The organism is uncultured Senegalimassilia sp., from assembly GCF_902464545.1.
Lineage (GTDB): Bacteria > Actinomycetota > Coriobacteriia > Coriobacteriales > Eggerthellaceae > Senegalimassilia.
In genome coordinates this window covers 1-24,155 of record NZ_CABQJR010000032.1, presented here as the reverse complement: position 1 = coordinate 24,155, position 24,155 = coordinate 1, and the positions used below count along the sequence as shown (strand labels likewise).

The 24,155-nt window shown below is 61.6% G+C and carries 18 protein-coding genes, 2 tRNA genes and 1 riboswitch; of the genes, 14 read left to right on the top strand and 6 right to left on the bottom strand.

From position 1 onward, the window contains the following. On the bottom strand, positions 1-2,427 hold a 2,427-nt coding region (gene priA, locus RDW26_RS08410; RefSeq protein WP_307983249.1), incomplete at its 3' end, for a primosomal protein N'. A 433-nt stretch (positions 2,428-2,860) separates the two neighbouring features. Next, positions 2,861-4,126 (bottom strand): methionine adenosyltransferase, encoded by a 1,266-nt coding sequence (metK, locus tag RDW26_RS08405; protein ID WP_307983248.1) that lies wholly within the window; start codon positions 4,124-4,126, stop codon positions 2,861-2,863. Between the two features lie 10 nt (positions 4,127-4,136). Continuing rightward, positions 4,137-4,231: riboswitch (SAM riboswitch) on the bottom strand. 219 nt (positions 4,232-4,450) lie between these two features. Here metK and RDW26_RS08400 point away from each other — a divergent pair. From RDW26_RS08400 to RDW26_RS08350, 12 genes are all read left to right on the top strand, one after another. Beyond that, positions 4,451-5,851, top strand: a complete 1,401-nt coding sequence (locus RDW26_RS08400) for a hypothetical protein (RefSeq protein WP_307983247.1) — start codon at positions 4,451-4,453, stop codon at positions 5,849-5,851. Between the two features lie 98 nt (positions 5,852-5,949). Beyond that, entirely contained in the window at positions 5,950-6,678 is a 729-nt protein-coding gene (locus RDW26_RS08395; RefSeq protein ID WP_307983246.1) for a DUF1461 domain-containing protein, read from the top strand. A gap of 313 nt (positions 6,679-6,991) precedes the next feature. After that, positions 6,992-7,498: a hypothetical protein gene (locus RDW26_RS08390; protein ID WP_307983245.1), complete on the top strand. Its 507-nt coding sequence runs from the start codon at positions 6,992-6,994 to the stop codon at positions 7,496-7,498. A 19-nt stretch (positions 7,499-7,517) separates the two neighbouring features. Continuing rightward, a complete protein-coding gene (locus RDW26_RS08385) occupies positions 7,518-8,063 on the top strand; it encodes a hypothetical protein (RefSeq protein WP_307983244.1) in 546 nt (181 codons plus the stop codon). Beyond that, the gene (locus RDW26_RS09140; RefSeq protein WP_367113352.1) at positions 8,023-8,271 is read left to right on the top strand and encodes a helix-turn-helix domain-containing protein; all 249 of its coding nucleotides are present in this window, start codon (positions 8,023-8,025) and stop codon (positions 8,269-8,271) included. Before RDW26_RS08385 ends, RDW26_RS09140 begins: the two co-directional genes overlap by 41 nt. Before the next feature lie 398 nt (positions 8,272-8,669). Further along, positions 8,670-10,163, top strand: a complete 1,494-nt coding sequence (gltX, locus tag RDW26_RS08380; protein ID WP_307983243.1) for a glutamate--tRNA ligase — start codon at positions 8,670-8,672, stop codon at positions 10,161-10,163. Positions 10,164-10,184: 21 nt separating this feature from the next. Beyond that, positions 10,185-11,258 (top strand): 4Fe-4S binding protein, encoded by a 1,074-nt coding sequence (locus RDW26_RS08375; protein ID WP_307983242.1) that lies wholly within the window; start codon positions 10,185-10,187, stop codon positions 11,256-11,258. 33 nt (positions 11,259-11,291) lie between these two features. Continuing rightward, positions 11,292-12,434 carry a hypothetical protein gene (locus RDW26_RS08370; RefSeq protein ID WP_307983241.1) on the top strand — a complete coding sequence of 381 codons (1,143 nt, stop codon included), beginning with the start codon at positions 11,292-11,294 and terminating at the stop codon, positions 12,432-12,434. Between the two features lie 78 nt (positions 12,435-12,512). Next, complete coding sequence (locus RDW26_RS08365) at positions 12,513-12,914, top strand: PaaI family thioesterase (RefSeq protein WP_307983240.1); 402 nt, start codon at positions 12,513-12,515, stop codon at positions 12,912-12,914. A 311-nt stretch (positions 12,915-13,225) separates the two neighbouring features. Further along, positions 13,226-13,301: transfer RNA gene (locus tag RDW26_RS08360), tRNA-Ala, on the top strand. A 385-nt stretch (positions 13,302-13,686) separates the two neighbouring features. Continuing rightward, positions 13,687-13,762, top strand: a tRNA-Ala gene (locus RDW26_RS08355). Between the two features lie 55 nt (positions 13,763-13,817). Beyond that, positions 13,818-15,167, top strand: a complete 1,350-nt coding sequence (locus tag RDW26_RS08350; RefSeq protein WP_307983239.1) for a sodium-dependent transporter — start codon at positions 13,818-13,820, stop codon at positions 15,165-15,167. Positions 15,168-15,518: 351 nt separating this feature from the next. Here RDW26_RS08350 and RDW26_RS08345 read toward each other — a convergent pair whose 3' ends face one another. From RDW26_RS08345 to RDW26_RS08330, 4 genes are all read right to left on the bottom strand, one after another. After that, entirely contained in the window at positions 15,519-18,113 is a 2,595-nt protein-coding gene (locus RDW26_RS08345) for a homocysteine S-methyltransferase family protein (RefSeq protein WP_307983238.1), read from the bottom strand. After that, positions 18,106-18,954 (bottom strand): hypothetical protein, encoded by an 849-nt coding sequence (locus tag RDW26_RS08340; protein WP_307983237.1) that lies wholly within the window; start codon positions 18,952-18,954, stop codon positions 18,106-18,108. The genes RDW26_RS08345 and RDW26_RS08340 overlap by 8 nt, the downstream gene beginning before the upstream one ends. Further along, positions 18,951-19,826, bottom strand: a complete 876-nt coding sequence (locus RDW26_RS08335; protein WP_307983236.1) for a methylenetetrahydrofolate reductase — start codon at positions 19,824-19,826, stop codon at positions 18,951-18,953. The genes RDW26_RS08340 and RDW26_RS08335 overlap by 4 nt, the downstream gene beginning before the upstream one ends. Positions 19,827-20,222: 396 nt before the next feature. Next, positions 20,223-21,896, bottom strand: a complete 1,674-nt coding sequence (locus RDW26_RS08330; protein WP_307983235.1) for a hypothetical protein — start codon at positions 21,894-21,896, stop codon at positions 20,223-20,225. Between the two features lie 500 nt (positions 21,897-22,396). Here RDW26_RS08330 and RDW26_RS08325 point away from each other — a divergent pair, with 500 nt between their 5' ends. Next, complete coding sequence (locus RDW26_RS08325) at positions 22,397-22,723, top strand: ribbon-helix-helix protein, CopG family (protein ID WP_307983234.1); 327 nt, start codon at positions 22,397-22,399, stop codon at positions 22,721-22,723. Between the two features lie 15 nt (positions 22,724-22,738). Continuing rightward, a complete protein-coding gene (locus tag RDW26_RS08320; RefSeq protein WP_307983233.1) occupies positions 22,739-23,590 on the top strand; it encodes a metallophosphoesterase in 852 nt (283 codons plus the stop codon). Positions 23,591-24,155: the final 565 nt, after the last annotated feature.

Here is a 24,155-nt window from a genome sequence, read left to right as displayed (position 1 = left end):
CTTCGCGAGCACGCACGGGGTTGCCGGCAGCACGCTCCACCCGTCGCCGCCGAAGGCGCGCGCCTGCTCGGCAAGCTCGCCCGCAAGCTCGCGGGCGAGCGCCGCCACGTCGGCCTCGTGGGCGCCCCATACCAGCACGTTCGCCATGCGCACGTACGGCGGATACCCGAGCATCTTGCGCTTGGGCAGCTCGTCTCGCAGAAACAGCGCGCGATCGTAGCGCGCCGCGGCGCGGATGGGCGCAGCATCGGCCTCGTAGGTCTGCACGAGCACGCGCCCGGGCAGCTGCGCGCGGCCGGCGCGGCCGGCCACCTGCTCGATCAGGTCGAACGTGCGCTCGTGGGCGCGGAAATCGGGCAGTTGCAGCTGCGTGTCGGCGTTGATGACGCCCACCAGGGTGACGTCATCGAAGTCAAGGCCCTTCGCGATCATCTGCGTGCCGAGCAGCACCGCCGCTTGCGCCGCCGCGAACTGCTCGAGCAGGCGCTCGTGCGCCCCCTTCCCGCCGGTGGTGTCAGCGTCCATGCGGATGATGGGAACGCCCGCCCCCACCCCGGGCATGGCGTCGAGCACGCAGCGCAGCTCGTCTTCGACGCGCTGCGTTCCCGCGCCGAACTTCTTCAGATAGGGGCTCGAGCACTCCGGGCACACCGCCGGCGACGCCTGTCGGTAGCCGCAATGGTGGCACGCCAAGAAATTGCCGCGCTCATGGTAGGTGAGCGACGTGTCGCAGTGCGGGCACTTTGGCACGAAGCCGCATTCGCGGCACAGCAAGAACTTCGCGAAACCCCGCTGGTTGAGCAGAAGCACCGCTTTGCGCCCCTGGGAAAGCTCCTCTTGCAAGGCGCGCGTAAGGGCGGCCGAGAACATGGAACGAGAACCTTCGGCGAACTCGCGCGCCATGTCCACCACGCGAATATCGGGCATCGGTCTGCCGTTGGCGCGCTCAGGCAGGATGACCTGGGTCCAGCGCGGATGCTTCGCGCACCGGTAAAGCGCCTCGATCGAGGGCGTGGCGCTGCCGAGCACCACCGCAGCGCCGCTGCGACGGGCCATCCAGCACGCGACCTCGCGCGCATGGTAGCGCGGCGCGCTGTCCTGCTTGTAGCTGCCCTCGTGCTCCTCGTCGATGACGTAGAGGCCCACGTTGGCAAGCGGCGTGAACAGGGCGCTGCGGGCGCCCACCACCACACGGGCCGCGCCGCTGCGTATGAAATCCCATTGATCGTAACGCTCACCGGCCGACATGCGCGAATGCATGACCGCCACGGTATCGCCGAAGCGGCCGCGGAAGCGCCCCACCGTCTGCGGGGTGAGCGAGATCTCGGGCACGAGCACGCACGCCGTTCGGCCCTGCGCAAGCACCCGCTCGATGGCCTGCAGATACACCTCGGTTTTGCCGGAGCCCGTGACGCCGTCCACGAGCACCACGTGACCGTCAGCGGCATCGCAGGCGGCGGCAATGGCGTCGAGCGCCTGTGCCTGGCCCGGGGTGAGCTGCGGCTTCCGCGAGGGAACATGCGCTGCATTTTCGTTGCCCGCCGCCAGGTCGGCATCGTCGGCACGTGACTGCCCTGCATAGCCCTCGCAGGCCGTTGCGAGGCCGGCAGCTCCCCCTTCGTCGGCAGGCAGGCCCGCGCGGTTCTCGCGAGCGAGCTCGAAACCCGCGTCTCCCCCTTCGCCGGCCTTATCCGTGGCTGAGCCCGAAACCGCGCGCTGCGCGACGAGCGCCGCGTCTTCGGAAAACCCGCGCATGCGGCGGCGATGCTCGATGACCACCGCGCCCTTCGCCTCCAGGGTCTTAAGCGTGGAAGACACCGAGCCCATTTGCGCAGTTAGCTCGCTGACGCGCAGCTGCCCGCCGCGCAACGCCTCCATGACCGCGACCTGCTTGACGGCGTTTGCGCGGGGTGTGAACTCGGAAAACGCCGGGCCAGCGACCACCCAGCGATCGTCGACCTGGCCGACCGCGGGCTGCTCGAGGCGCCAACGGCCATCGCGCCCGTGCACCATGCGCGGCACGCCGCCGGGCGGCGTGAACAAGCGCACGCACGCCGACAACGGCGCAATATAGCGTTCGGACAACCACTGGGCGCAGGCGGCGCCCTCTTCATCGAAGTACGGCTGGCTGACGGCGCGCTCGATGGCCTTGAGCTTGCCCGCGTCGATGCCCTGCGGCCACTGCGGCCCGCCGGGCTGCCCATATTCGCCGATCGACACCACGAAGCCCACGGCACGCCGGTGCCCGAACGGCACCAGCACAGCGCAGCCCACCGAAATGGCGAAGTCGCGCCCAAGCGGGCCGTCGTCGCAATCGCCCGCGCCTTCGCATGCGGCGGCGAACAGCCCCTCTTCAGGGACTGCATAGGTATAAGGCGCATCGAGCGCCTGCGTAGGTATGTCCAAAATCACAGATGCCAGTTTCATAGCGCACCAGTATACCAGCGTTTCGCGGAAAGCAATCGAGAAAGCGAACAGATATTCGCTTTTTGAGAATCATCTGCGCTCGTGCCCGATTCTCCCGTCGGTCGCACATACCGATCGGCACCGCCATCGTTCGACAGTGATGGCGAAGCAACGCCCGCACCCACCCGCACGGCTACCTCCCGCGGGGCGATAGTCCCGCAGCAAGCTCGAAGCACAGAAAAGCCCGCGGCAAACGCGGCATATCCCGGAACCCCGGGCTATGCCACACTTGCTTCCAGCGGGCTTTCCCTATTTCGCGATATCAATCATGTCCGCCGTCGTTTGCAGCGGGCCCCCAAGCCGATCCCGGCCCGACCTCATTTCGCAACACGCGCCGCAATCGGCGAAAGCCGACCATACGCCACGCCCTTCCGCCGAAAGACGCCAGAAACGCTTACTCCAGACCGCAGGCCTTGCGCAGCGCATCCGCGCGGCCGGTTGCCTCCCAAGTGAACTCGGGTAGCTCGCGGCCGAAGTGGCCATAGGCAGCCGTCTTGCGGTAAATGGGACGGCGCAGGTCCAGGTCGTCGATGATGGCGCCGGGGCGCAGGTCGAAGACCTCGCCGATGGCGCGCTCGATATCGGCCACGGGCACGCACTCGGTGCCGAACGTATCGACCATGACGGACACGGGGCGGGCCATGCCGATGGCGTAGGCCACCTGCACCTCGCAGCGATGCGCCAGACCCGCGGCAACCACGTTCTTGGCAACCCAGCGGGCGGCGTAGGCCGCGGAACGGTCGACCTTCGTGCAGTCCTTGCCGCTGAACGCGCCGCCGCCGTGACGGCCCATGCCGCCGTAGGTGTCGACGATGATCTTACGACCGGTCAGGCCGCAGTCGCCCATGGGGCCGCCGATAACGAAGCGGCCGGTGGGGTTGATGTGGATGCCGGCGTTGGGGGCAAGCTCCACGCCCTCGCGCTCGAGCACGGGGCGGATGACGTTGGCCTCGATCTCAGCGCGCAGCTGCTCGGTGGAGATTTCCTCGGAATGCTGCGTGGACACCACGACCTTCTCTACGTTGACGGGCTTGTCATCGATGTAGCGGACCGAGACCTGGGTCTTGCCGTCGGGGCGCAGGTAGGGCATGGTGCCGTCCTTGCGCACTGCAGCCAGCTGCTCGGCCATGCGCTGTGCCAGGTAGATGGGCATGGGCATGAGCGTGGACGTCTCGTCGCAGGCGTAGCCGAACATCATGCCCTGGTCGCCGGCGCCGACCTTCTCGTAGGGGTCGTCGCCCGCCTGGCCGTGCTGGGCCTCGTAGCTCTCATCGACGCCCTGGGCGATGTCAGGGCTTTGGTCGTGGATGGCGTTGAGCACGCCGCAGGTATCGCAGTCGAAGCCGTACTTCGCGCGATCGTAACCAATTTCACGCAGCACCTCGCGCGCAAGGGCGGGCACATCGACGTAGGCCTGAGTGCGGATCTCGCCGGCCACGATGATCATGCCGGTAGTGGCCATGGTCTCGCAGGCGCAGCGCACCTGCGTGGGGTCGGCCGGTTGGCCGGACGGGGAGACGTAGCCCTGCCCGGCAAGCTCGATCTCCTTCTCAAGGATGGCGTCGAGCACGGCGTCGGAGATCTGGTCGCACACCTTGTCGGGATGACCCTCGGTGACGGACTCGGACGTGAACAGATAAGAAGAATGCGCGTTGGCCATTGATGTTCCTCCTTCATCGTTGTCGGCCGGACCACCTTGACGCTTTTGCGCCAGGTTGGTGTCGGGATCAGCGAGCCAACCCTCTCCCCCGACTCTTGATAAACGGATATGTTCGGGCGGTGCGCGCCGCCCGCGTTTATGCTAGCTGCGAACGATACCACACGGACATCATTTTGTATGCCCTGCCCGCCGCGCTCGTGGAATCACCATATATTCGCACGCGTGGTATATGGTCGTATCGGAGGTTCCCGGCCGCACCGCATCCATGCGCCGCCCCGTTTGCTAAACTGGGCGGAAACCAACCCGATCGGGAAAAGAGGACGCATGACGCACACCGCACCCCAACCTGCCGACCAGCCCGTTTTCAAGAACGCCGCCTATACCAAGGAGTACATCGACATCGCCGAATCGTTTGACGGCGACATCCCCGGCCGCCGCGCTGCGCGCGCCTACATGGATTCCTCCACGGCTATCGTGCACCATCGCGTGGTGTCCACCAGCTTCGTGCCGAAGCTCTACGACGCCGCATCGCGCCAGGTCATGCGCGAGGTGGTGGAAACCACGCACCGCATCCTGTGCAAGGTCATGCAGCACTACCTCGACGACGCCGAATATCGCAAGATCTTCGACTACGACCCGCGCTTGGCCGAGCTGATCTTGGTCCCGCGCGGCTACGATGCGCTGCTGCCCTTCGCCCGCTTCGACATCTTCTTGGACGAGAACACCGGCGACGTGGCGTTTTGCGAGTTCAACGGCGACGGCAGCTCAGGCATGAACGAGAACCGCGAGATCACGCATTCGGTGGAGGAGACGGCTACCTTTAAAGAGTTCGCACGCCGTCATCACGTGGAGGGCTGCGAGCTGTTCGACGCGTGGGTGCGCGAGTTCGCCGCCATCTACGCCACCTACGAGCATCGCGTGGACAACCCCCGCTTCGCCATCTGCGACTACCTGCAAAACGGCGTGGTCGACGAGTTCCACCTGTTCGCGAAGCGCTTCACCGAGGCAGGGTACCCCTGCACGGTGTGCGATGTACGCGATTTGACCTTCGACGGCGAAGTGCTGCGCGACAAGGAAGGCCAGCCCGTCCACGCCATCTGGCGCCGCTGCGTCACCAACGACGTGCTGGAGTTCTGGGACGAATCGCAGGCGCTCATCGAGGCCGTCAAGGCGCAGAAGGTGGCGCTCATCGGCAGCTTCGCCGGCCACATCGTGCACGACAAGCAGATTTTCGAAGCGCTGTTCAACCCTGCCACGCAGGCGTTTTTGACGCCCGAGGAAATCGCGTTTGTCCAGCGCACCGTCCCGCAGACGCGTTACCTCGACGAGAAGGAAGTCGACCTTGACGCCATCCGCGCCGACAAGGACGCCTGGATCATCAAGCCCACCGACGCCTACGGCGCGGCCGACGTGTACGCGGGCTGCTTCCAAACGCAGGAGCAATGGGAGCAGATCATCGAGAAGTTCGCCAACGGCGCCGCCGGCGCGCCCTTCTTGGTGCAGCGCTACATCACGCCGTTCAAGACGCAGATCCTCACGCCCGACGACGGAATCGCCGACCTAGCAGACGAACAGGTGCAACGCGAGCCGGTGCTGTACAACAACCTGGAGGGCCTGTACTGCTACAACGGCACGTTCCGGGGCATCTTCAGCCGCTTAGGGCCCTACCCCACCATCAGCAAGCCCATGAAAGGCATCACCTGCGCCACCATCTGGGTCGACTAGAACGCGCCCGATTCGCAAAGCCCGCGGCCCCCAAGTCCCAAGACGCGGGGGCCGCGGGCGTTTTCACCCTCCCCCGAGACCTGCGAGGCCCCTTTCACATGACCCGATTGTTAAACGGAATCGTCGCCCTCGGCAGCGTGCTGCTGCTGGCCGTAACGCTCATCGGCGCCGGCTTCGCCGCCGTCGCCATCCCCGACGCCGCCACCGCAACGCTGTCGCGCGCGTTTTCCGGCTGCGACCAGCCCAACACCCCGTTCACCACCGACGAGCTGGCCTCTATGGCCATAGCCGGCAAGCATTACACCTTCGACGATAACGACCGCGAAAAGCTTGACGCCGCCATCGCCGAGGCCAACGCCGCCGCCGAGGCGGACGGGCGCGCCAACGCGCTGAGCAGGGAAAGCGCCACCCGCAGCCTGCCCGCTGACGCGATAAGCCACCTGGACGACGTCTACCGCGTGGCGAGCGTGGCCAAACCCGCTCTGGTGATCGTTGTCGTGTTATACATCGCAGGCCTTGCGCACGTGGCGGTGCGCATCAGCCGGCGAGCGCTCGGGCTCACGCTTATGGCAGGCGGCGGGTTGGTGCTCGCGTCGTTTTGCGCGCTGGGGGCCTGGGCGGCCATCGACTTCGACGGGCTGTTCGCCGCCTTCCACAGCCTGTTCTTCCAGGCGGGAACCTGGACGTTTCCCTATGACAGCCTGCTCATCACCTTGTACCCAACCGCTTTTTGGATGGGCATGGGCGGCATCTGGCTTGCAGTTACCTGCATTGCCAGCATCATCTGCATCATCGTAGGACGATTGCTGCCCAACGAAACTAAATAGCATACTGGATAATATTTACTCGGCAAATGGAAAGGCGGCATCGAGATGCCGCCTTTCCATTTGCCGAGTAAATTAACCTTGTGGGTTAATTCGATAACATTTTCCGATATCCTAAAAGTGTTTCTTAGAAGAAACGACACATATACGGACAAAAGGAGGCGCACTATGTCCGTGCAAGACTACGTTCTACTCGAGCCCATCGTGTACCCCGACGAAGAAATCAAAGTCCTTGGAGTACACGATGGCTGGAATACTTATGCTCGGCGCTTTATCTTCTGCTTCCCAAACTACATAGACACTTATGGAGCCTTCTATGGATAGCAAAAAGAAAACAGCTCTGATTACCGCATTAGTTGTTCTCGCGCTATCGATTCTGTGCCTTTCCCTAATTACGATAAACTCAATCTGCCCTTCACGCAAAACAGCCGACGAAAGCAGCAGCGCCCCGTCGCAATACACTAACTTCGGCTCCATCAATGACATCGGACCCAAAACCAACAAATCAAAAACCATAGCGAACGGATTTAACATAAGCAACAACGTGAGTGGAGACAGCCCTGCCGTAATTATCACAACGAGATGTTCGGTTCAAGCCACTGAAATTTCCGAAGATGGACAAAACCTCGTGACAATTACTTCTTACGCCAATGAATTGGCCGATCTAATTGGCGCGCAATCTCTTATTCTTGACTGCACGTCACGAGTTGATAACGGCACCGCTCCGCCACCTCCCGACGTCGGATCCGATGCAATCGCCGAATTCGGATGGCCACAGGGGTCGAACCCGCCACTAGGATCAATCAAGGCAACTAGCAATTAAATTAGCAAAGGAAACCGCCATGGAGCACTGCTCCGATTTCAAGCAAAGCAAACAAGCCGAAAACAAAATCAAAAACACGTGCGCGATAATCGCTCGTGTTTTCATGGTTTTGTTTGTACTATCAGTAATAGGCCTACTAGCCTATTTAGGCGTCTCTGCACATTCCTTCATAAGCAATGACGATGCATCCTTACTAAGCATTACCTATCCAACGATCCAGCTCGCAACGGCATGTATTACTCTACGGCTTATGTATACCCTGTTTCGCAATATCGCAAACGGCAAGTCGCCTTTAACTAAAAAACACGCAAGAATTCTTGCAATCATTGCATCTCTCTTACTTGCAAGCTGCCTAATCGAAATTGTCATGCAATTAATACCTGCAGAAAGTGGACAGATTTTTCAAGTTGGGTCTTTCGCAGAAATCGGATACGTGCAAGACCCTGCCACCAGCTCCTTACACATTGACTTGAAAACCGCAGTCATGGCTGTATTCTGCTACGCCGTTTCCGCTGTGTTTTCCTATGGAGCCGATTTGCAGCAGCTATCAGACGAAACAATTTAATATGAGCAAAATTATAATTGACATCGATAGCGCAATGCGGCTCAAGGGGCTCAACAATAAAAAGCTAGCGGCTATTCTTGGCTTAACAGAAGTTCACGTTAGTCGATTGAAAAACACAAACATCAAAGCAATTCGTCTTGATACCCTAAATTCTCTTTGCGAAGTGCTTGAGTGTGAGCCTGGGGACATAATCAAGCGAATTTCTTAAAAGCCAATTCGTCAATCGCTTTGTGCTCGCATAGCTCATAGAAATACTTTTTCATAGCGCAGTACCGGTCGAAGCTATCTGACTGCATATTTCCCTTTGATTTCGTTCTGAAAAATATCGGAACTAGACCTTCCTTTAACAGACCAAGAGAAGAACACGCATGACCTCCAGTAAAGATAAAGAGCACTACTATTGCCCCAAACGAAATAAGCATCCCGTATTCACAAGACTCGGGCAACCGCTAAATCGACGAGCGTCAAGCATTAGCAAGTTCAACCACATCGTTTAGCCGTATGTCGCATTTTGGGTGGTGAACGCATACGCCCACCTTGCAGCTGCGCTCAAGCCGCCTATACTGGAACAGCCGATGATTCAAACACGTAAGGAACTAACGAACCATGACTGAGAGCAAACCGGTGCGCGTCCGTTTCGCGCCTTCCCCTACGGGCAAGCTGCACGTCGGCGGCGCCCGCACGGCAATCTACAACTGGGCGTTCGCCCGCGCCACAGGCGGCACCTTCATCCTGCGCATCGAGGACACCGATCCCACCCGTTCCACCGAGGAGAACACGCAGGTCATCCTGAACGCCATGAAGTGGCTCAGCCTTGACTGGGACGAGGGCCCGGAGGTTGGCGGCGAGTGCGGCCCCTACTTCCAGACCCAGCGCTTCGACACCTACGCTGACGCCCTTGAGCGCCTAAAGGAGCGCGGCATGGTCTACCCGTGCTTCTGCACGAAAGACGAGCTTGACGCCAAGCGCGCGAAAGCCGAGGCGGAAGAGGGCGGCTATGCCGGCTACGACCGCACGTGCCGCGACATCGACCCTGCCGAGGCCGCCCGCCGCATCGAGGCCGGCGAGCCGCACGTGTGGCGCCTGAAGGTGCCGCTCGAGCACGGCCCCATCGAGTTCGACGACGCCGTCTACGGCCACATGTCCTTCCCCGCCGACGTCATGGACGACATGATCGTCGTGCGCACCGACGGCACGCCCACCTACAACTTCGCCGTGGTCTGCGACGACGCCAACATGGGCATCACGCACGTCATCCGCGGCGATGACCACCTGTCCAACACCCCGCGCCAGATCCTCATCTACGAGGCCCTCGGCTACGACGTGCCCACCTTCGCGCACCTGTCCATGATCTTGGGCTCCGACGGCCACAAGCTGTCCAAGCGCCACGGCGCCGCCAGCGTCGAGGAGTTCCGCGACAACGGCTTCCTGCCCGACACCATGGTGAACTTCCTGGCGCTGCTCGGCTGGAGCCTTGACGGTGAGACCACCATCATCGACCGCGAGACCCTGTGCGCCAAGTTCAGCCTGGACCGCATCACGAAGAAGGATGCCATCTTCGACCAGACCAAGCTCGAGTGGATGAACGGCCAGTACATCCAGCGCATGGGCGCCGACGAGTGGGTTGCCGCAAGCCGCCCGTGGCTCGTGCAGGCCGGCGCATCCGAGGCCGACATCGACGCACGCCCGGAATGGTACGCCAAACTCTACCCGCTGGTTTCCGAGCGCTTGCAGCGCCTCGACGAGGTGCCTGCGAAGCTCGCCTACATGTTCTGGGGCGCCAACGTCGCCGAGCTGGACGAGAAGTCGGTAAAGAAGGTGCTGCTCAAGGAAGGCGCCCGCGCCGACGAGGCCCTGGCCAACTGCCGCGCCATCCTGGCCGACGAGTCCCGCGCCTGGGAAGCAGCCGGCCTTGAGGCCGCCTGCCGCGAGCTGGGCGACAGCATGGACATGAAGCTGAAGTTCGTGCTGCAGCCGCTGCGCGTGGCCGTGTGCGGCAACATGGTCTCCCCGCCGCTGTTCGAGTCCATCGAGCTCATGCCGCGCGAAGATGTGCTCGCCCGCATCGACCAGGTCACCGAGCAGGTCTTCGGCGCATAACCCGAACACGGAAGGCACCTGTTGACCGAAACCAACGAACAACAGCCGTTTCAGATCCCGCAGCGCATCCTCGTGCTGCGGGATCTGTGCATACGCACCCGAGGCGCCGATTGCGTGCGCTGCGGCGAAGCCTGCCCGAAAGACGCCCTGTCCTTTCCCGAGGGAAAGCCGCCCGTCATAGATGACGCCGCTTGCTCGATGTGCGGCATCTGCCAGGGAACCTGCGATGCGTTCGCCTCCACAAGCTTCACGCTCACGCAGGCCCACGCCGACGCGCGACGGGCCGCCATGGGTTCAAGGCCGGCCATCCTCACCTGCGCCGAAAACGTCTCGGAGCAGGACGACCCCGCAAGCAACGTGGTGGTGCTCCCCTGCTTGGCCATGCTGCCGGCCGAGCTGTGGGCTGCGCTGTTGGCCGAAGGGACCGATGTGCAGGTGGCCATCGACATGGAGCGCTGCGAAACCTGCACAAAGGCGGGCGGGCCTGCGCAAGCCCTCTACGCCGAGCGCATCGCACAGGCAGAGGAATGGACGCAGCGCAACGTCGGGTTCGCGGCGTCGCTGCCCCAGGCGGCTGACGAAGGGTTGTTCGCCGGCCTGGCCAACGCCGGCGCCGACGGGGACCGCCGCAGCCTGTTCACCGATATGCTCTCGCAGCTCAAGAACGCGGCATCGGGCACCATGCGCGAACGCACCGACGCCCGCCTGCAAACGCTGCGCGAGCAAAACGAGCGGTTCGCCGCCCATCAGCGGCTCGACCTGGGAAACGGCACGCAATTCAACAGGTTCGCGCCGCACGGGCGCGTAAAACGCGTCATGGGAACCTCGCGCAACCTGCTGCTGCAGGCGCTCGACGCCCAGCCCGATATGGCTGCGCGGGTGGAGCTTTCCCTGCCCGAAATCAACGCCGATGCCTGCGAGGGATGCCTGCGCTGCACCCGAGCCTGCCCTACCGGCGCCCTGCTACCCGACGCCCAAGATGGCGCGCTTTCCCTCGATTGGCGCTACTGTATAGGCTGCGGCCTGTGCGAGGCAACATGCCCCCGCAATGCCATCACGTTAACAACCAAGCCCGTCTCCGAGGCTGCGTGCTAAGATAGCCGGGAACAAACCGTTAGGAGCGCTTCCATGAACCAGCCTCGCAACAACCACGATTTCAATCCCTACGAATCTGCTCAACAAACGGGTGCGCAAAACCCGCAGCTTGGCACAACCGCAAGCGCTGCGCAGACGCCCGGCAACGCCAGCCCCGCGTCGAAAGCAAGCAACTGTGCCGATTCAAGCCCCAACGAAACCGCTCGGCCAGCAGCGCCCAAAGCCGAACAGTCCGACATGGCTGCAGGCGCTGTGCAGACGCCCTGCCAGGCCGGCACCGCTGCCGTCCCGCAAGCCGCTCAGCAGCCTTCCGGATGCGCCGTTCCCCCGCAGGCACCCTATTCGCAACCTTCTTACGGCGCCCCTCAGCCGCCCGCAAACCCCTATGCCGCCGCACCGGAACCCGCGAAGAAGTGGCCTTGGGTGCTTTTGGGTTGCGCGCTGGCGTTTCTCATGGGACTTGGCGGATGCGTAGGCTTCGCCACGGTTGGCATGGTGGCCGATTCTCTCCACAGCCGCGCCGATGGCGTGCATTCCTACGATTTCGACGACCTGCCGTACGGCTACGACCCCGACGACCTGCCCGATAGCGATTACTACGGCGGATTCACGCTTTCCGACATCAAGGAGGCGGCAGGCGACCTGCCCTGTGATATCGACGACGAAGGCAAAGCGACCGCAGGCGTATACGTAGTAGGCCGCGATATCGACGAGGGGCTGTACTTCCTCCAAGGAAACCCGTCCACCGAAGCTGAATTCTATCTATTCAGCCCCGAAGGGTCGGGCACCTACAGCATGAGCGCCGCGGTCACCTACACGGGCAATTACTTCGCCGACCTCGAAAACGGCCAGGTGATCGCCTTCATGCCCAGCGCAAAAAGCATGCTGATGATCCCCACCGACCAAGCCGATTTCCAACCGCAGGCGCCCTACCCCAGCGGCCTGTACCGCGTCGGCCAGGACATCCCCGCCGGAACCTACACCATCACCGTCAGTCCGGATGCGCCGCACAACGCCTCGCAGGACTACGCCGCCTACGTTATGAAAGACCTGGACTTCGACGATGATTCCATCACCGACTCCAAGCCCCTGCTGCGCGGAAGCACGCAAACCGTCACCGTGGAAGACGGCGAATGGCTGGAACTGTTCGGTACCATCGCAACGCCAACCGAATAACCGCCGCAAGGCATCACGCGCCCTTCGAAAAGCATCGGAAGGCGCTGCTTTTCACCCGCTGCTATCGAAAGGAAACCCATGCTTCCCGAAAACCCCACCATCGATCAGGTTCGCGAGTTCTTCGCCAACGACAAGTTCGCCACGGAGGCCGCAGGCTGCACCGTCGTCGAAGCCGCCAAAGGCCACGCCGTATGCGAGATGCCGCTCGAGCAGGTCCACTACAACGCCCAAGGCGGCGTGATGGGCGGGGCCATCTTCACTCTTGCCGATTTCTGCCTGGCCATCGCCTGCAACGTAAACGAGCAGCCCACGGTCTCGGTAAGCAATACCATCGAGTTCCTCAGCGCGGCCAAGGGAGATAAGCTCATCGCCGAATGCAACGTCGACAAGTCGTGCAAGAAGCTCGGGTTTTACACGGTGGACGTGTCCGACAACACGGGCCGCAAGGTAGCCCGCATGACCGCAACCTGCTATCGATAATCGCCAGGCAGGGATTCACTGAACTCGTCCACACGGAGCGAACGGGGTGAACAGGGGACGGAGGTGTGTTCACGATACGTCATCGGAAACGCTCAGATTTGCCGTGAACACACCTCCGTCCCTTGTTCACCGGGAAGGCGCTTTCCCGAACTCAGCCGTACCTGTCCGGCTGAGTTCGGGAATGAAACCTAAGTGTTCGGATAAACTTGCGAATCAAGCGCGGCCAGCCGAAGAACGATGCCGAAAAATTTTTCAAAATAGGGGGTTGCGCGCGGAAACGGTTTCCGTATAATAGTCAACGCACCTGATTCGGGGCCTTAGCTCAGCTGGGAGAGCGCATGGCTGGCAGCCATGAGGTCAGGGGTTCGATCCCCCTAGGCTCCACCAAATTTTCAAAGTTCGGCATATGTCGAACTTTTTTTATTTCTTCGCGTTTCGATTCCCCCCCCACATCTGCAATCGCACCCCAAGCGCGAAAACACCCGAAGTCAAATCCAATCCGTCACTCGCCCCGACCGCACGAAAGGTTCCCGTGTGAACAGGGGACGGAGGTGTGTTCACGGTTGATCTTCGCGCTTCCGACGACGGAGCACGTGAACACACCTCCGTCCCCTGTTCACGCGTCACGGCTGTGTCCGGTAGCAAAGCGAGGCGCTCGGATGAGCTTGCGAGTCAAGCACCCGCCCCGCCTAAAAACCTCGCCGAAAAAAAATTCAAAATAAGGGGTTGCGCGCGGAAACGGTTTCCGTATAATAGTCAACGCACCTGATTCGGGGCCTTAGCTCAGCTGGGAGAGCGCATGGCTGGCAGCCATGAGGTCAGGGGTTCGATCCCCCTAGGCTCCACCAAATTTAACAGCCGCCTTTTAGGGCGGCTTTTTTATTGCCACGGAAAGGGGAACCCATGGCTCAGACCGCATCCGGCGAATCGCAAGCCCGCGATTCGTTCACCTCTCGCACCGCCTTCATCATCGCCTGCATCGGATCTGCCGTAGGCCTATCAGGCATCTGGCTGTTCCCGTACCGCGTTTCGCAGCTTGGCGGAGCCGCCTTCCTTATCCCCTACCTGTTCTTCGTCGTGCTGCTCGGCCTTACCGGCGTGGTGGGCGAGATGTCGTTTGGCCGCGCCATGGGATGCGGCCCGATGGGCGCATTCGGAAAAGCACTCGAACTCCGAGGCGTGCCCCACGCAACGCGCATCGGCAAAGCCATCGGCATCGTGCCCGTGCTCGCCGCGCTCGGCATCGCCATCGGCTACACCGTCGTTTTGGGATGGTTCCTCAAGTACCTGTTCGCCGCCGCAACCGGAACCTTGCTCGCCCAACCGGACATGGGCGCGTATTTCGGTCAGATCACCGGCGATTTCGGAAGCATCGGCTGGCATGCAGCGGCCCTCATCATCACGTTGGCTGTCATGGTCTTGGGCATCTCACGCGGCATCGAGCGCCTGAACAAGATCATGATGCCGCTGTTCTTCGTCCTGTTCTGCGTGCTGCTCGTCCGCGTCGCCATGTTGCCCGGCGCGATCGATGGCTACGCCTACCTGTTCATGCCGCGCTGGGAGGCTCTCGCCAACCCGCAAACCTGGGTGCTTGCGCTTGGACAGGCGTTCTTCGGCCTATCGCTGGCCGGTGGCGGCACGCTGGTATACGGCAGCTACCTGAAGAAGGACGTGAACGTGGTCTCGTCGGCGCGCAACGTCGTGGTATTCAGCACGTTGGCCGCGGTTTTGTCGGCCATGGTGGTGGTGCCCGCCGTGTTCGCGTTCGGAGCCGACACCCAGGCAGGCCCCCCGCTTCTGTTCATCGTGCTTCCGCAGGTGTTCGAGGAGATGCCCTTCGGCGGGCTGTTCTGCTTCGTGTTCTTCCTGGCCGTAGCCTGCGCCGCCATCACCAGCTTGGTGAACCTCTACGAGCCGCCGATCGAGGCGCTGCAGCAGCAGGCGCGCCTTCCCCGCTGGGCCGCCGTGGCCATCGTGGCCGCCGTCTCCATGGGCGTCGGCGCCTTCATCGAGAACGGCGACGCGGTCAGCGCCTGGATGGATGCCGTCAGCATCTACGCAATCCCGTTGGGGGCGCTTATAGCTGCCATGATGTTCTTCTGGGTATGTCCCAAGGGTTTCGCCTCAAAACAGGCTCAGATGGGACGAGAGAAGCCCGTAGGCGCATGGTTCGAGCTCATGGGACGCTATCTGTTCGTCCCGCTCACGGCCATCGTCATCATCTTGGGCATCGTGCTCGGCGGCATCGGATAGCGTCCCAGGCGCTGAAGCATCACCCGGAACGCCGCTTCCATGGCAACCCTAACAGCTTCCCGAAAGCCGCAAAGGCCTGCATGCTCCAGCAGCATGCAGGCCTTCTTATATCATGCAGGGAAAATAAGCCAGATCCGGAAGCCCTTACCGGCCAAGTCGAGATCTGCTGAAGCGGCAAGACCGAACGCAGCAACATCGCCAGCCCGGCATCGAGCCGACTTGCACAGCCCAACGCCGCAGCGGGCCGAACCGACGCCGACAAGCCGCAGCGTCTGAGGCACTCGCCGCGTCGGCATCCAGCCCTACCCGGCCGAAACCCGCAACCACCGCCGCGCGACGCCGTTCGCCGCGCTAACCCTGTTCGGCGAAGAAGCGCTCGGCGATGCGCGCCGATTCCGCGGCGTCCTTCGCGTAATAGTCGGCACCGATCTGCTCGGCGTACTCGGGCGTCAAAACCGCTCCGCCCACCATCACCTTGCAGCCCGGCAGCTTCTCATGCAGAAGCTCCACCGTCTGCTCCATGGCGCGAACCGTGGTGGTCATCAGCGCCGAAAGCCCGACCAAACGGATGCCCTGCTCGCTTGCCACGCGCAGCACTTCCTCTGGCTCGACGTCGCGGCCAAGGTCGACCACTCGAAAGCCATAGTTCTCCAGCAGCATTTTGACGATGTTCTTGCCGATGTCGTGAATGTCGCCCTTCACCGTGGCCACCGCGATGGCGTTCGACCCCATGCCATCATCGGCAGAATCGCCCATGCGCGCCTTGACCACGTCGAATCCCACCTTCACCGCCTCGGCGGAAGCCATCAGCTGCGGAAGGAAGAACTCGCCCTTGTCGAACTTCTGCCCCACCACATCGAGCGCGGGGACGAACACGCCGTTGACCAGGTCGAGCGGGTTATGCCCCTCGAGCAACGCTTCGGTTGCCAGGCCCATCGGGCCCTTTCGACCCGTCAGGATGAGATGTACCATGTCGCGAACGGCATCGGCGGCATCCGAAAGCGGCTCCGGCACCGCAACCGGGCATTCTGCAGCCGCGTCGGCAGCCCCCGAAGGTTGCGCCGCCTCCGCAGCGCCCACGGCGGCACCCGCGCCCGCCGCGCCTGCCGTATACGGGTCCGCGGCGTCGGCATACTCCCCGATGAACTCGACGGCGCCGGTATCTTGGCAGTTCAGCACCCTAAACGTGTTCACCGTATCGGTGTAGCGCTTCGCCTTCGGGTTCAAAATGGGCATGTCCAGCCCGCACCCGAACGCGGCGGCCAGAAAGGTCGAGTTCACCATGTTGCGCTGCGGCAGGCCGAAGCTGATGTTGGATACACCGAGCGCCGTGCGCACGCCCAGGCGTTCCTTCACCATGTTCACGGCGCGCAAGATCTCAAGCGCCTCCGACTGATTGGTCGCGCACGCCATGGTCAGGCAGTCGATGACCACATCGGTTCGCGGAATGCCGTAACGTTCGGCAGCTTCCACGATCCGCTCGGCAACGGCGAAACGCCCCTCTGCCGTTGGCGGGATGCCCTCTTCGTCAAGGGCAAGGCCGATGACGGCGCACCCGTAGCGTTTCACGATGGGAAGCACGGCCTCCAAGCTCTCCTGCTTGCCGTTGACGCTGTTGATAAGCGGCTTGCCCGCGTAACCGCGCACCGCAGCCTCCACCGCCACCGGGTCGGACGAGTCCACCACCAACGGCAACGTGACCGTGGAGGAAAGCTTGTCCACCGCAGCGGCCAGCACAGCAGGCTCGTCAAGCTCGGGAAGGCCCACGTTGACGTCGAGCACGTCGGCGCCCAGCTCCTGCTGGGAAACAGCCTCCCCTACCAGGTAATCCAGGTCGCCCGCACGCAGCGCGGCCTTAAGCTTAGGCTTGCCCGTAGGGTTGATACGTTCGCCGATCACGGCGATGCGGGGCACGCCCACCGGAAGCACCACGGCCTCCTGGGCGCTGCACAGCACGCAAGCGGGCTCATAAGCGCGCGGCGTCGGCGCGCGACGGGTATCCGCCATACGACGAAGCTGGCGCGTGTATTCCGGCGATGTGCCGCAGCACCCGCCGATGATCGAGGCGCCTGCATCAAGCATGCCCTCCATGGCGGCGGCGAAATCCTCGGGCGACACGTCGAACACGGTGACCCCGTCCTGCACGCGCGGCAGGCCTGCGTTGGGCTGCACCATCAACGGGCATCGCGAGCGATGCGCCATATCCTGCGCGGCGCCCAATAGCTCCGCCGGGCCAAGCGAACAGTTCAAACCCACGGCATGCGCGCCCATGCCCGAAAGCACCTCTGCGGCCACCTCCGGCGACGTGCCCAAAAACGTGCGCCCATCCTCGCCGAAGGTCATGGTGGCGAACACCGGCAGATCGCAGTTCTCCTGAGCAGCCAGCAGCGCCGCCTTCGCCTCGCGCAAGTCGGCCATGGTCTCGATCAGCACCACATCGCAGCCGGCGGCGGCAACGGCGCGCACCTGCTCGGCGAACAGGTCGTAGGCCTCCTCGAAGCTCATGGTTCCCATCGGTTCCAAAAGCGCGCCCGTCGGACCGACGTCGCCGGCGATATAGGGAGCGCCGGCGGCACGGGCGCATTCGGCAGCCGCACGATACACCTCTTCAACACTTGCGGCGCCTTCTAGCTTCAACCGGTTCGCCCCGAACGTGTTCGTAGTGATGACCTCGGCACCTGCATCGACATAGGCCTTATGGATAGCCGCGATGTCGTCGGGATGCGAGAAGTTGAGCAGCTCGGGAATCTGCCCCGCATCGGCAAGGCCCCGCTCCTGCAGCTGCGTGCCCATGGCCCCGTCCACCACCAGGAAGTCCTGCCCAAGCAGCGCTCGCTTCAAATGCTCGTCTTTGATGGCAAGCCCCGACAGATCAGGCACAGGCAGCCTTGCCGCCTTCGCCCAACCGCCGGTCAGCTCCTTATGCGCACGCACGCTCTCATCCATGGCAGGTAACCCCTCGTTTCCTTAACTCGCAACCATCCCTTAAACGGCATATCGCGCAAGCATCAACGCGCGCTTCGCCGCCATCAGCGGTTTTTTCGAACAATCCTAGCACGGCGGTGACGCTTTTCACCGGAACGAGCATGTTCGTCGACGTAACCGAAATACCCAAGCGCCGACTCGCATCAAGGGCCTTCAAAAACACCGGCTGCACATTCAGCGGCAAGTCGCCATAGCCGGGGCTGAAACGCCAGTTCGTGCTCATGCCCATGTCCTGGGCAAAGCGAACGACAAGATCTTCAGTGATGTTTGCCGCCGCCTCGACCAGCGCCGAGCAGCAAGCTCCGAACATCACGCCGTCCGCCACGCTGATGGCCTCATGCTTTCGCATCTCCCGCTCGCTGACGGCGCCGAGCGTGCACGCCATCAACGCAACCTTGCAAGCCCCTCGCAAATGCTCGGCGATGCTGTTGCCCTCGAGGATAAGATCGCAGCCTTCCAGAGCCACCTTAGGCAAGCGCCCTTTCCCGCATTCGGCTTCCCCACTCGATACCGTGCTACAGCTCTCGACCGCATCCGCCGACGTATCAAGGACGTTAAGCGAACCTGTCGTCGCAGGCTCCAGCGCCTCCCAGCACGTTCGCCCCTCATCGATATCGAAGACGCTCCAAGCGAATACGGGTTTGATAGACCTCTCGCACTCATCGGCCAACCTATTGAAACGGGTCAGCAGCGCCTCATCAACCTGCTGACCCGTGTATCCCAGATATCTCAGCGCCTCGCTGCGATCGAGCCGCGCATCAGGCACGCCCCCCGCGCCAAGACGCCCATAACGCACCATCACGAAACCAGCGCCACCTTCAACGCGCACGAGGCTGCACGGGCGATCTCGGGGTTGTTCATGGTGTACACATGCAACCCTTCGACGCCATGCGCCTGCAAGTCGGTCAGCTGGCGGCACGCGTATTCGATACCGGCCTGGCGCAAACTTGCCGGGTCGTCCTCATATCGCGCGAGCAGCTTGATGATGGGGCTGGGAAGCGAAGCCCCGCACATGAACACCATGCGCTGGATCTGCGCCTTGCTCATGAACGGCATGATGCCCGCGGTTATCGGCACGGTGATGCCGGCGGCCTCGGCCCCTTCGCGGAAGCGATAGAAGCAGTCATTGTCGAAGAACAGCTGCGTGACCAGGAAGCTTGCGCCCGCATCCTGCTTCTGCTTCAGATGCTCCACGTTCAAGCGAAGCGAGTCGCAATCGATATGGCCCTCGGGATATGCCGCGGCGCCCACGCAAAAGCCGGCGTCTGCCAACACCGGGATAAGGTCCTTGGCATACCGGAAATCACCGGGCTCATAGCCCTCCGGCAAATCGCCGCGCAATGCCAGCACGTTGCGGATACCGCGGTCCTTCATGTCGGCGATAGCCTTCGAAATCGACTGCTGCGACGCGCCGGCACAAGTCAGGTGGGCCACGGTGGGGACGCCGTGATCATCCTGGATCATGGCGGCGATTTCAGCGGTGGCCTGCTTGTTGCCGCTACCGCCCGCGGAATACGTAACGCTGATGAACGCGGGATCTAGCTTTGCAAGCTCCTGCGCGATCGTGCGCGCCGACTCCATGCTCAACTCACCTTTCGGCGGGAAGATCTCGAACGAGACCGGCTGCGCGCCCGTCTGGCGGGCCTGCGCGAAGATGTTCTCTACGGTATCCATAATGCTGCCTTTTGTCATTTTTCATCATCAGTATCCATTGCGCTGCTCATTATACCGACACATGCTTTTCCGCCATCGGTAATTCCTGGCACCGGGATATGCTTTTTTCAGAACGCAATCTATCTGCCAACACGATTGCCGGGAAAAGCGAGTACATACACGCGTCGAGCTTCCCACCGGCAATCGTCAACGTAATCTTACCCACCATCATGTCGGCCTCACCGGTTTCGCTCACTACGCAGTCGACGGGAATGAAAGGTTGAACGAACTTACATCGAGATACGTCGCACCGGCTAGCATCCGCCAAGGTGATCTCAGGGCGAGCTCGCGCCTTCACGCGCCACGATACCGCACCCGGTATCGCATCCGCCGAGATCATCGGCGCAAGCATCAAGGTCACTTGCAACTAGGACCTTCGCCCTTCCCTCTACGCTCGCAGACGCCATCGGCGGGAGGATCGAACACGTTCACGCTGCTACCTGTTTCGCTTTGACGAAACGCGCTGAAACAAACGAGCGTTTGCCAGAGCTCAACCCTCCTCGCAAGCTGACGAGCCTCTTTCGCTCGCTGCTTAGCCTCGGCTTCATCCCCAAAGGCCGACGATATGCCCGCCTCTTCGTTCACTCCCATCCCCTCGCAAGTCCCCATCTCCAGCAATTCGCAAGACCCCGCGGAACCGCCTCTCGGCACGTTTCGACGGCGCATTCTCCTTGCAACCTTCTCGCACAGCTGCACATACGCATCGAATTCATGCACCTGTTCGGGACGAACCAATATCGCTCGACGCTGCAGTCCGCCATGCCCGTTATGCGATGCCGCAGCTTCTCGATCTGCGTCTTGAGCCGCCCTCGCTCCTTGAGCCGCTTCTTGGTACACGCCTCGAGCCAACCGCCTTATGCTGCAAACTTCTTTCTTGCCAGTTGCCGCACCCCGAGCATCCTTCTCGTCTACTTCCGTGTTTCGAGCAACGTTCTCTCCCGCCACCAGACCTCGAGCACCCCTCTCATCCGTTACCACATCTCGAGCATTCTTCTCGTCCGTCACTAGACCTCGATCGATCTTCTTGCTCGCCGCCATGCCCCGATCTGTCTTCCTTGAGTCTCTAGCATCCTCCTCACCCGCTGTTACACCTCGAATCGCTTTCTTTGCCCTGCGGTCGCCCTTCGCACCCGTTGGACCGCTTCCCCGATCGAACGAAGCGCCGCCTCGCTGCGCGCAAAACGCTGCCACAGGAAGCTCCTCAGGGTCCTCCGGGCCATTGATACCACGGGCAAGGCCGTTTGCCCTTCCCCGGCCGACCCCATCGGGCAGCGAGATGTTCAACGCAGCCACATCGCGTCTTCGACTCGTTGAACGCACGGTCAGCATACGGCCCGAGCCACCCGAACCCTCCGCCAACGACAAACAACCTCTTCCTGCGACATTCTCGCCAAGAACCACATCCCCTGCCGCAAACCCGCCGAAACGTCGCGGCATGCTCAAAGCCATCGCCATCGCAGATTCCGTCGGAGAAATGGAGCCATCGCGCACATAAGCAAGGGCACGACGCGCCTTCGCCGTCCCATAGGTCCCATCGACCTTCGCTAAATACTGGCCAATTCTCGCAGCTGACGTCAATGGCTCATCATCGCCCTCTCGTAAAGCGATTCCGTTTTCAGCATCGGCATCGATTCGATACGACGAGCAAAGCGCATAACCCATATACACCGTTTCCAACAAGGTATGCTTAACCGCAATCTGCAAAAACGTCAGCTCAGGGGACGAGCAGCAAACCGCACCGAACCCCTCAACCGGCACCTTCACGAACGATCCTGCTGGATACGCGTTTCCCGAATAATGGGACCGCAAGCAATCACCGTCACGCCTGCCCGCCGAAGTCCGCACAAGCACTTCAAGCTTGCCGTCCTCGATACCCAAAAGCGAACGCAACGTCCTACTCTCGGAAACAAACGGTGACGTACAAGGCAGCACCCGAGCCGTGGTCTTGTTCCCCGTGATGCGAGGATTGCGATTCCGCACAAGCCAGCGAAACGCTGCATCGTGGGACAAGCAGATATTCATGGTTGCCATAACCGGTTCCTTTCAAGCGCAAATCACTTCGCAAACCAGCATGACGTCGCCATCTTACACAGCCCTTGCCCGCATCTTGCACACCACACCGTCAAACCTTGCAGCCCGGTCGCCGAAGCGGTAAGCCAGCGGCCCGAAGGCGGCTCCCTCAACACACGAAACCATCCCATAAGCCCTTCGAAACGATAGTCGATAAGCCTATTCGATAGCCAGGCTATCGTCCACCTCGGCAACCTCCGCCGTCTCTGCATGCCTGCACTTGGCATCGGCCAACTCCAAACCCTGCCGCAACATCGCCGACCTGAGACAACCTAATCACCGGGCTATCACAGCTTTGCACCCCCGCGATCGCAAGGAACCGAATACAGCAAGGCATGAACAGCACCAACCCGTTTCCGATGATGAATAGAGTGAATTCATGGCGGTAACCGGCTTATACCGGCTATACTGATGTCATAGCTAAATCACACTACACAAACACAGCACCAGGAGAACAAGCTATGGCAGTGGAGCACAGTCAAGACAAACGTCAGCTTGCCGCATGGGTAGATCGAAAGCTGGCCGAAACAGTGGACGAGGTTGCCAGCAAACGCGGCATAACGCGAACCGCGGCAATCACGGAAGCGCTTCAGCGCTACGTAGAGGAAGAGACCAGCGTGGCGCTGCAACTGTCCGATTTCGCCGAGAAGCTCGAAACGCTGCTTGAGCGCAGCGAATCGATGCAAAACGAACTTGAGGAAATCAAGCAAATGAAGCCCGCCCGCTCCGCGCGCAAGGCAAAAGCCGCACAAGCGGCGCCTGCCGCGCAAACGCCCTCACTGTTCTAGAAGCGAGTTCGCCTTATGAGCATCTTCGTGACGGGCGATATCCATGCCTCATATGACATCGCAAAACTCTCAGAAAGCTGCTTCAACACCGCAGGATTGACCAAAAATGACTACGTGATCATTTGCGGCGACTTCGGTCTTGTATGGAACAACTCTGCAAGCGAGCAATATTGGCTCCGTTGGCTCGACGCCAGGCCGTTCACAACCCTATTTGTAGACGGTAATCATGAGGGCTTCAGCCTGCTGAACAGCCTTCCCGAAACCACATGGAATGGAGGAGCGGTACATCAAGTAGCAACCAGCGTCTTCCACCTCAAACGAGGCCAATTGTTCAACATCGACGGATATCGAATCTTCACGATGGGCGGAGCAACTTCAAGCGAATACGACAGGACGCATCGAATCCAGGGCGAAACATGGTTCACCGAAGAAATTCCAAATGAGCAGGAGCGAGCAGCAGCGCTTGAGACACTTGATGCAGCAGATTGGGATTGCGACTTCGTCATCACCCATTGTGCGCCATCATCTAGCGCGCAAGGCATATCCGAGCACACCGATCGCCTGGAGATCCATCCGATGGACGAATACACCGATTGGCTCCAAACAATTCAAGATCGCCTAACTTACCGCCATTGGTTCTGCGGCCATTATCATATCGACGCTCAGATCCAGGATAAAACAACCGCTCTATACAACCGGATAGCCGTGTTGGCAGATCCGAAAAACACCGCCAATGCAGATGACGAAGAGGCCTTATCGCTACCCTATCAACTACTCCCCGTGCAAGCAGAAGGCCAAAAAACACCGATAGCTGACTATGCCTCCCAAATCGCAGATCAAGACTCCCTAAACATCGACCTAGAGTGAAAACCAAATAGCTCAAAGACACAAATGGCCCCAGCAACGCTGTGGCCATTTGTCATGCAAACGCAACAACAGACATGCAGAAACATCAGTGACTAAAATGACCAGCAGAGAAACATCCCCCTGCGGGCCCTAAGCGCACGCCGTGCGCGCGGCCGGCCCAACAGGGGGGCTCGCGCCGGCCCTCCGCCTTCGGAGCAGGACGGTCACAAATGCAAAAAAGGCCCGCAGGGGATATCCCTGCTGGGCTCGCGGTCGAGCCATCAAGCCCCAAACGCAAACAGGCAAGCAAGGGCGCCCTTGCGGGGCCCTGCGGCGGCGATACGCGCGCGGCCCGCCCCGCCGCCATTCGCCATCGGGACCGGTCCGTCGGGCGGCCCCGCGGCGCGGTGCGCGCGCAGCCGGCGCCCCGAAGGGCGCGCAGCGCGCCGTCAGCAGAGTCCCTGCGCAGTTCGGGGGCCTAAGACGCAGAAAGGCCCGCAAGGGGAAATCCCCTGCGGGCCTTCTCGGCGCATAGAAAAGCGCCCTCCGCGAGCGCGACGCCCTGCCCTCCCGCAGCCTTGCGCTG

Bases quoted from the DNA above. Each gene is read 5' to 3' on its own strand.
- metK (WP_307983248.1), bottom strand. From the start codon at position 4,126: ATGGCCAACGCGCATTCTTCTTATCTGTTCACGTCCGAGTCCGTCACC.
- RDW26_RS08400 (WP_307983247.1), top strand. From the start codon at position 4,451: ATGACGCACACCGCACCCCAACCTGCCGACCAGCCCGTTTTCAAGAAC.
- RDW26_RS08395 (WP_307983246.1), top strand. From the start codon at position 5,950: ATGACCCGATTGTTAAACGGAATCGTCGCCCTCGGCAGCGTGCTGCTG.
- RDW26_RS08390 (WP_307983245.1), top strand. From the start codon at position 6,992: ATGGATAGCAAAAAGAAAACAGCTCTGATTACCGCATTAGTTGTTCTC.
- RDW26_RS08385 (WP_307983244.1), top strand. From the start codon at position 7,518: ATGGAGCACTGCTCCGATTTCAAGCAAAGCAAACAAGCCGAAAACAAA.
- RDW26_RS09140 (WP_367113352.1), top strand. From the start codon at position 8,023: ATGGAGCCGATTTGCAGCAGCTATCAGACGAAACAATTTAATATGAGC.
- gltX (WP_307983243.1), top strand. From the start codon at position 8,670: ATGACTGAGAGCAAACCGGTGCGCGTCCGTTTCGCGCCTTCCCCTACG.
- RDW26_RS08370 (WP_307983241.1), top strand. From the start codon at position 11,292: ATGAACCAGCCTCGCAACAACCACGATTTCAATCCCTACGAATCTGCT.
- RDW26_RS08365 (WP_307983240.1), top strand. From the start codon at position 12,513: ATGCTTCCCGAAAACCCCACCATCGATCAGGTTCGCGAGTTCTTCGCC.
- RDW26_RS08350 (WP_307983239.1), top strand. From the start codon at position 13,818: ATGGCTCAGACCGCATCCGGCGAATCGCAAGCCCGCGATTCGTTCACC.
- RDW26_RS08345 (WP_307983238.1), bottom strand. From the start codon at position 18,113: ATGGATGAGAGCGTGCGTGCGCATAAGGAGCTGACCGGCGGTTGGGCG.
- RDW26_RS08335 (WP_307983236.1), bottom strand. From the start codon at position 19,826: ATGGATACCGTAGAGAACATCTTCGCGCAGGCCCGCCAGACGGGCGCG.
- RDW26_RS08330 (WP_307983235.1), bottom strand. From the start codon at position 21,896: ATGGCAACCATGAATATCTGCTTGTCCCACGATGCAGCGTTTCGCTGG.
- RDW26_RS08325 (WP_307983234.1), top strand. From the start codon at position 22,397: ATGGCAGTGGAGCACAGTCAAGACAAACGTCAGCTTGCCGCATGGGTA.
- RDW26_RS08320 (WP_307983233.1), top strand. From the start codon at position 22,739: ATGAGCATCTTCGTGACGGGCGATATCCATGCCTCATATGACATCGCA.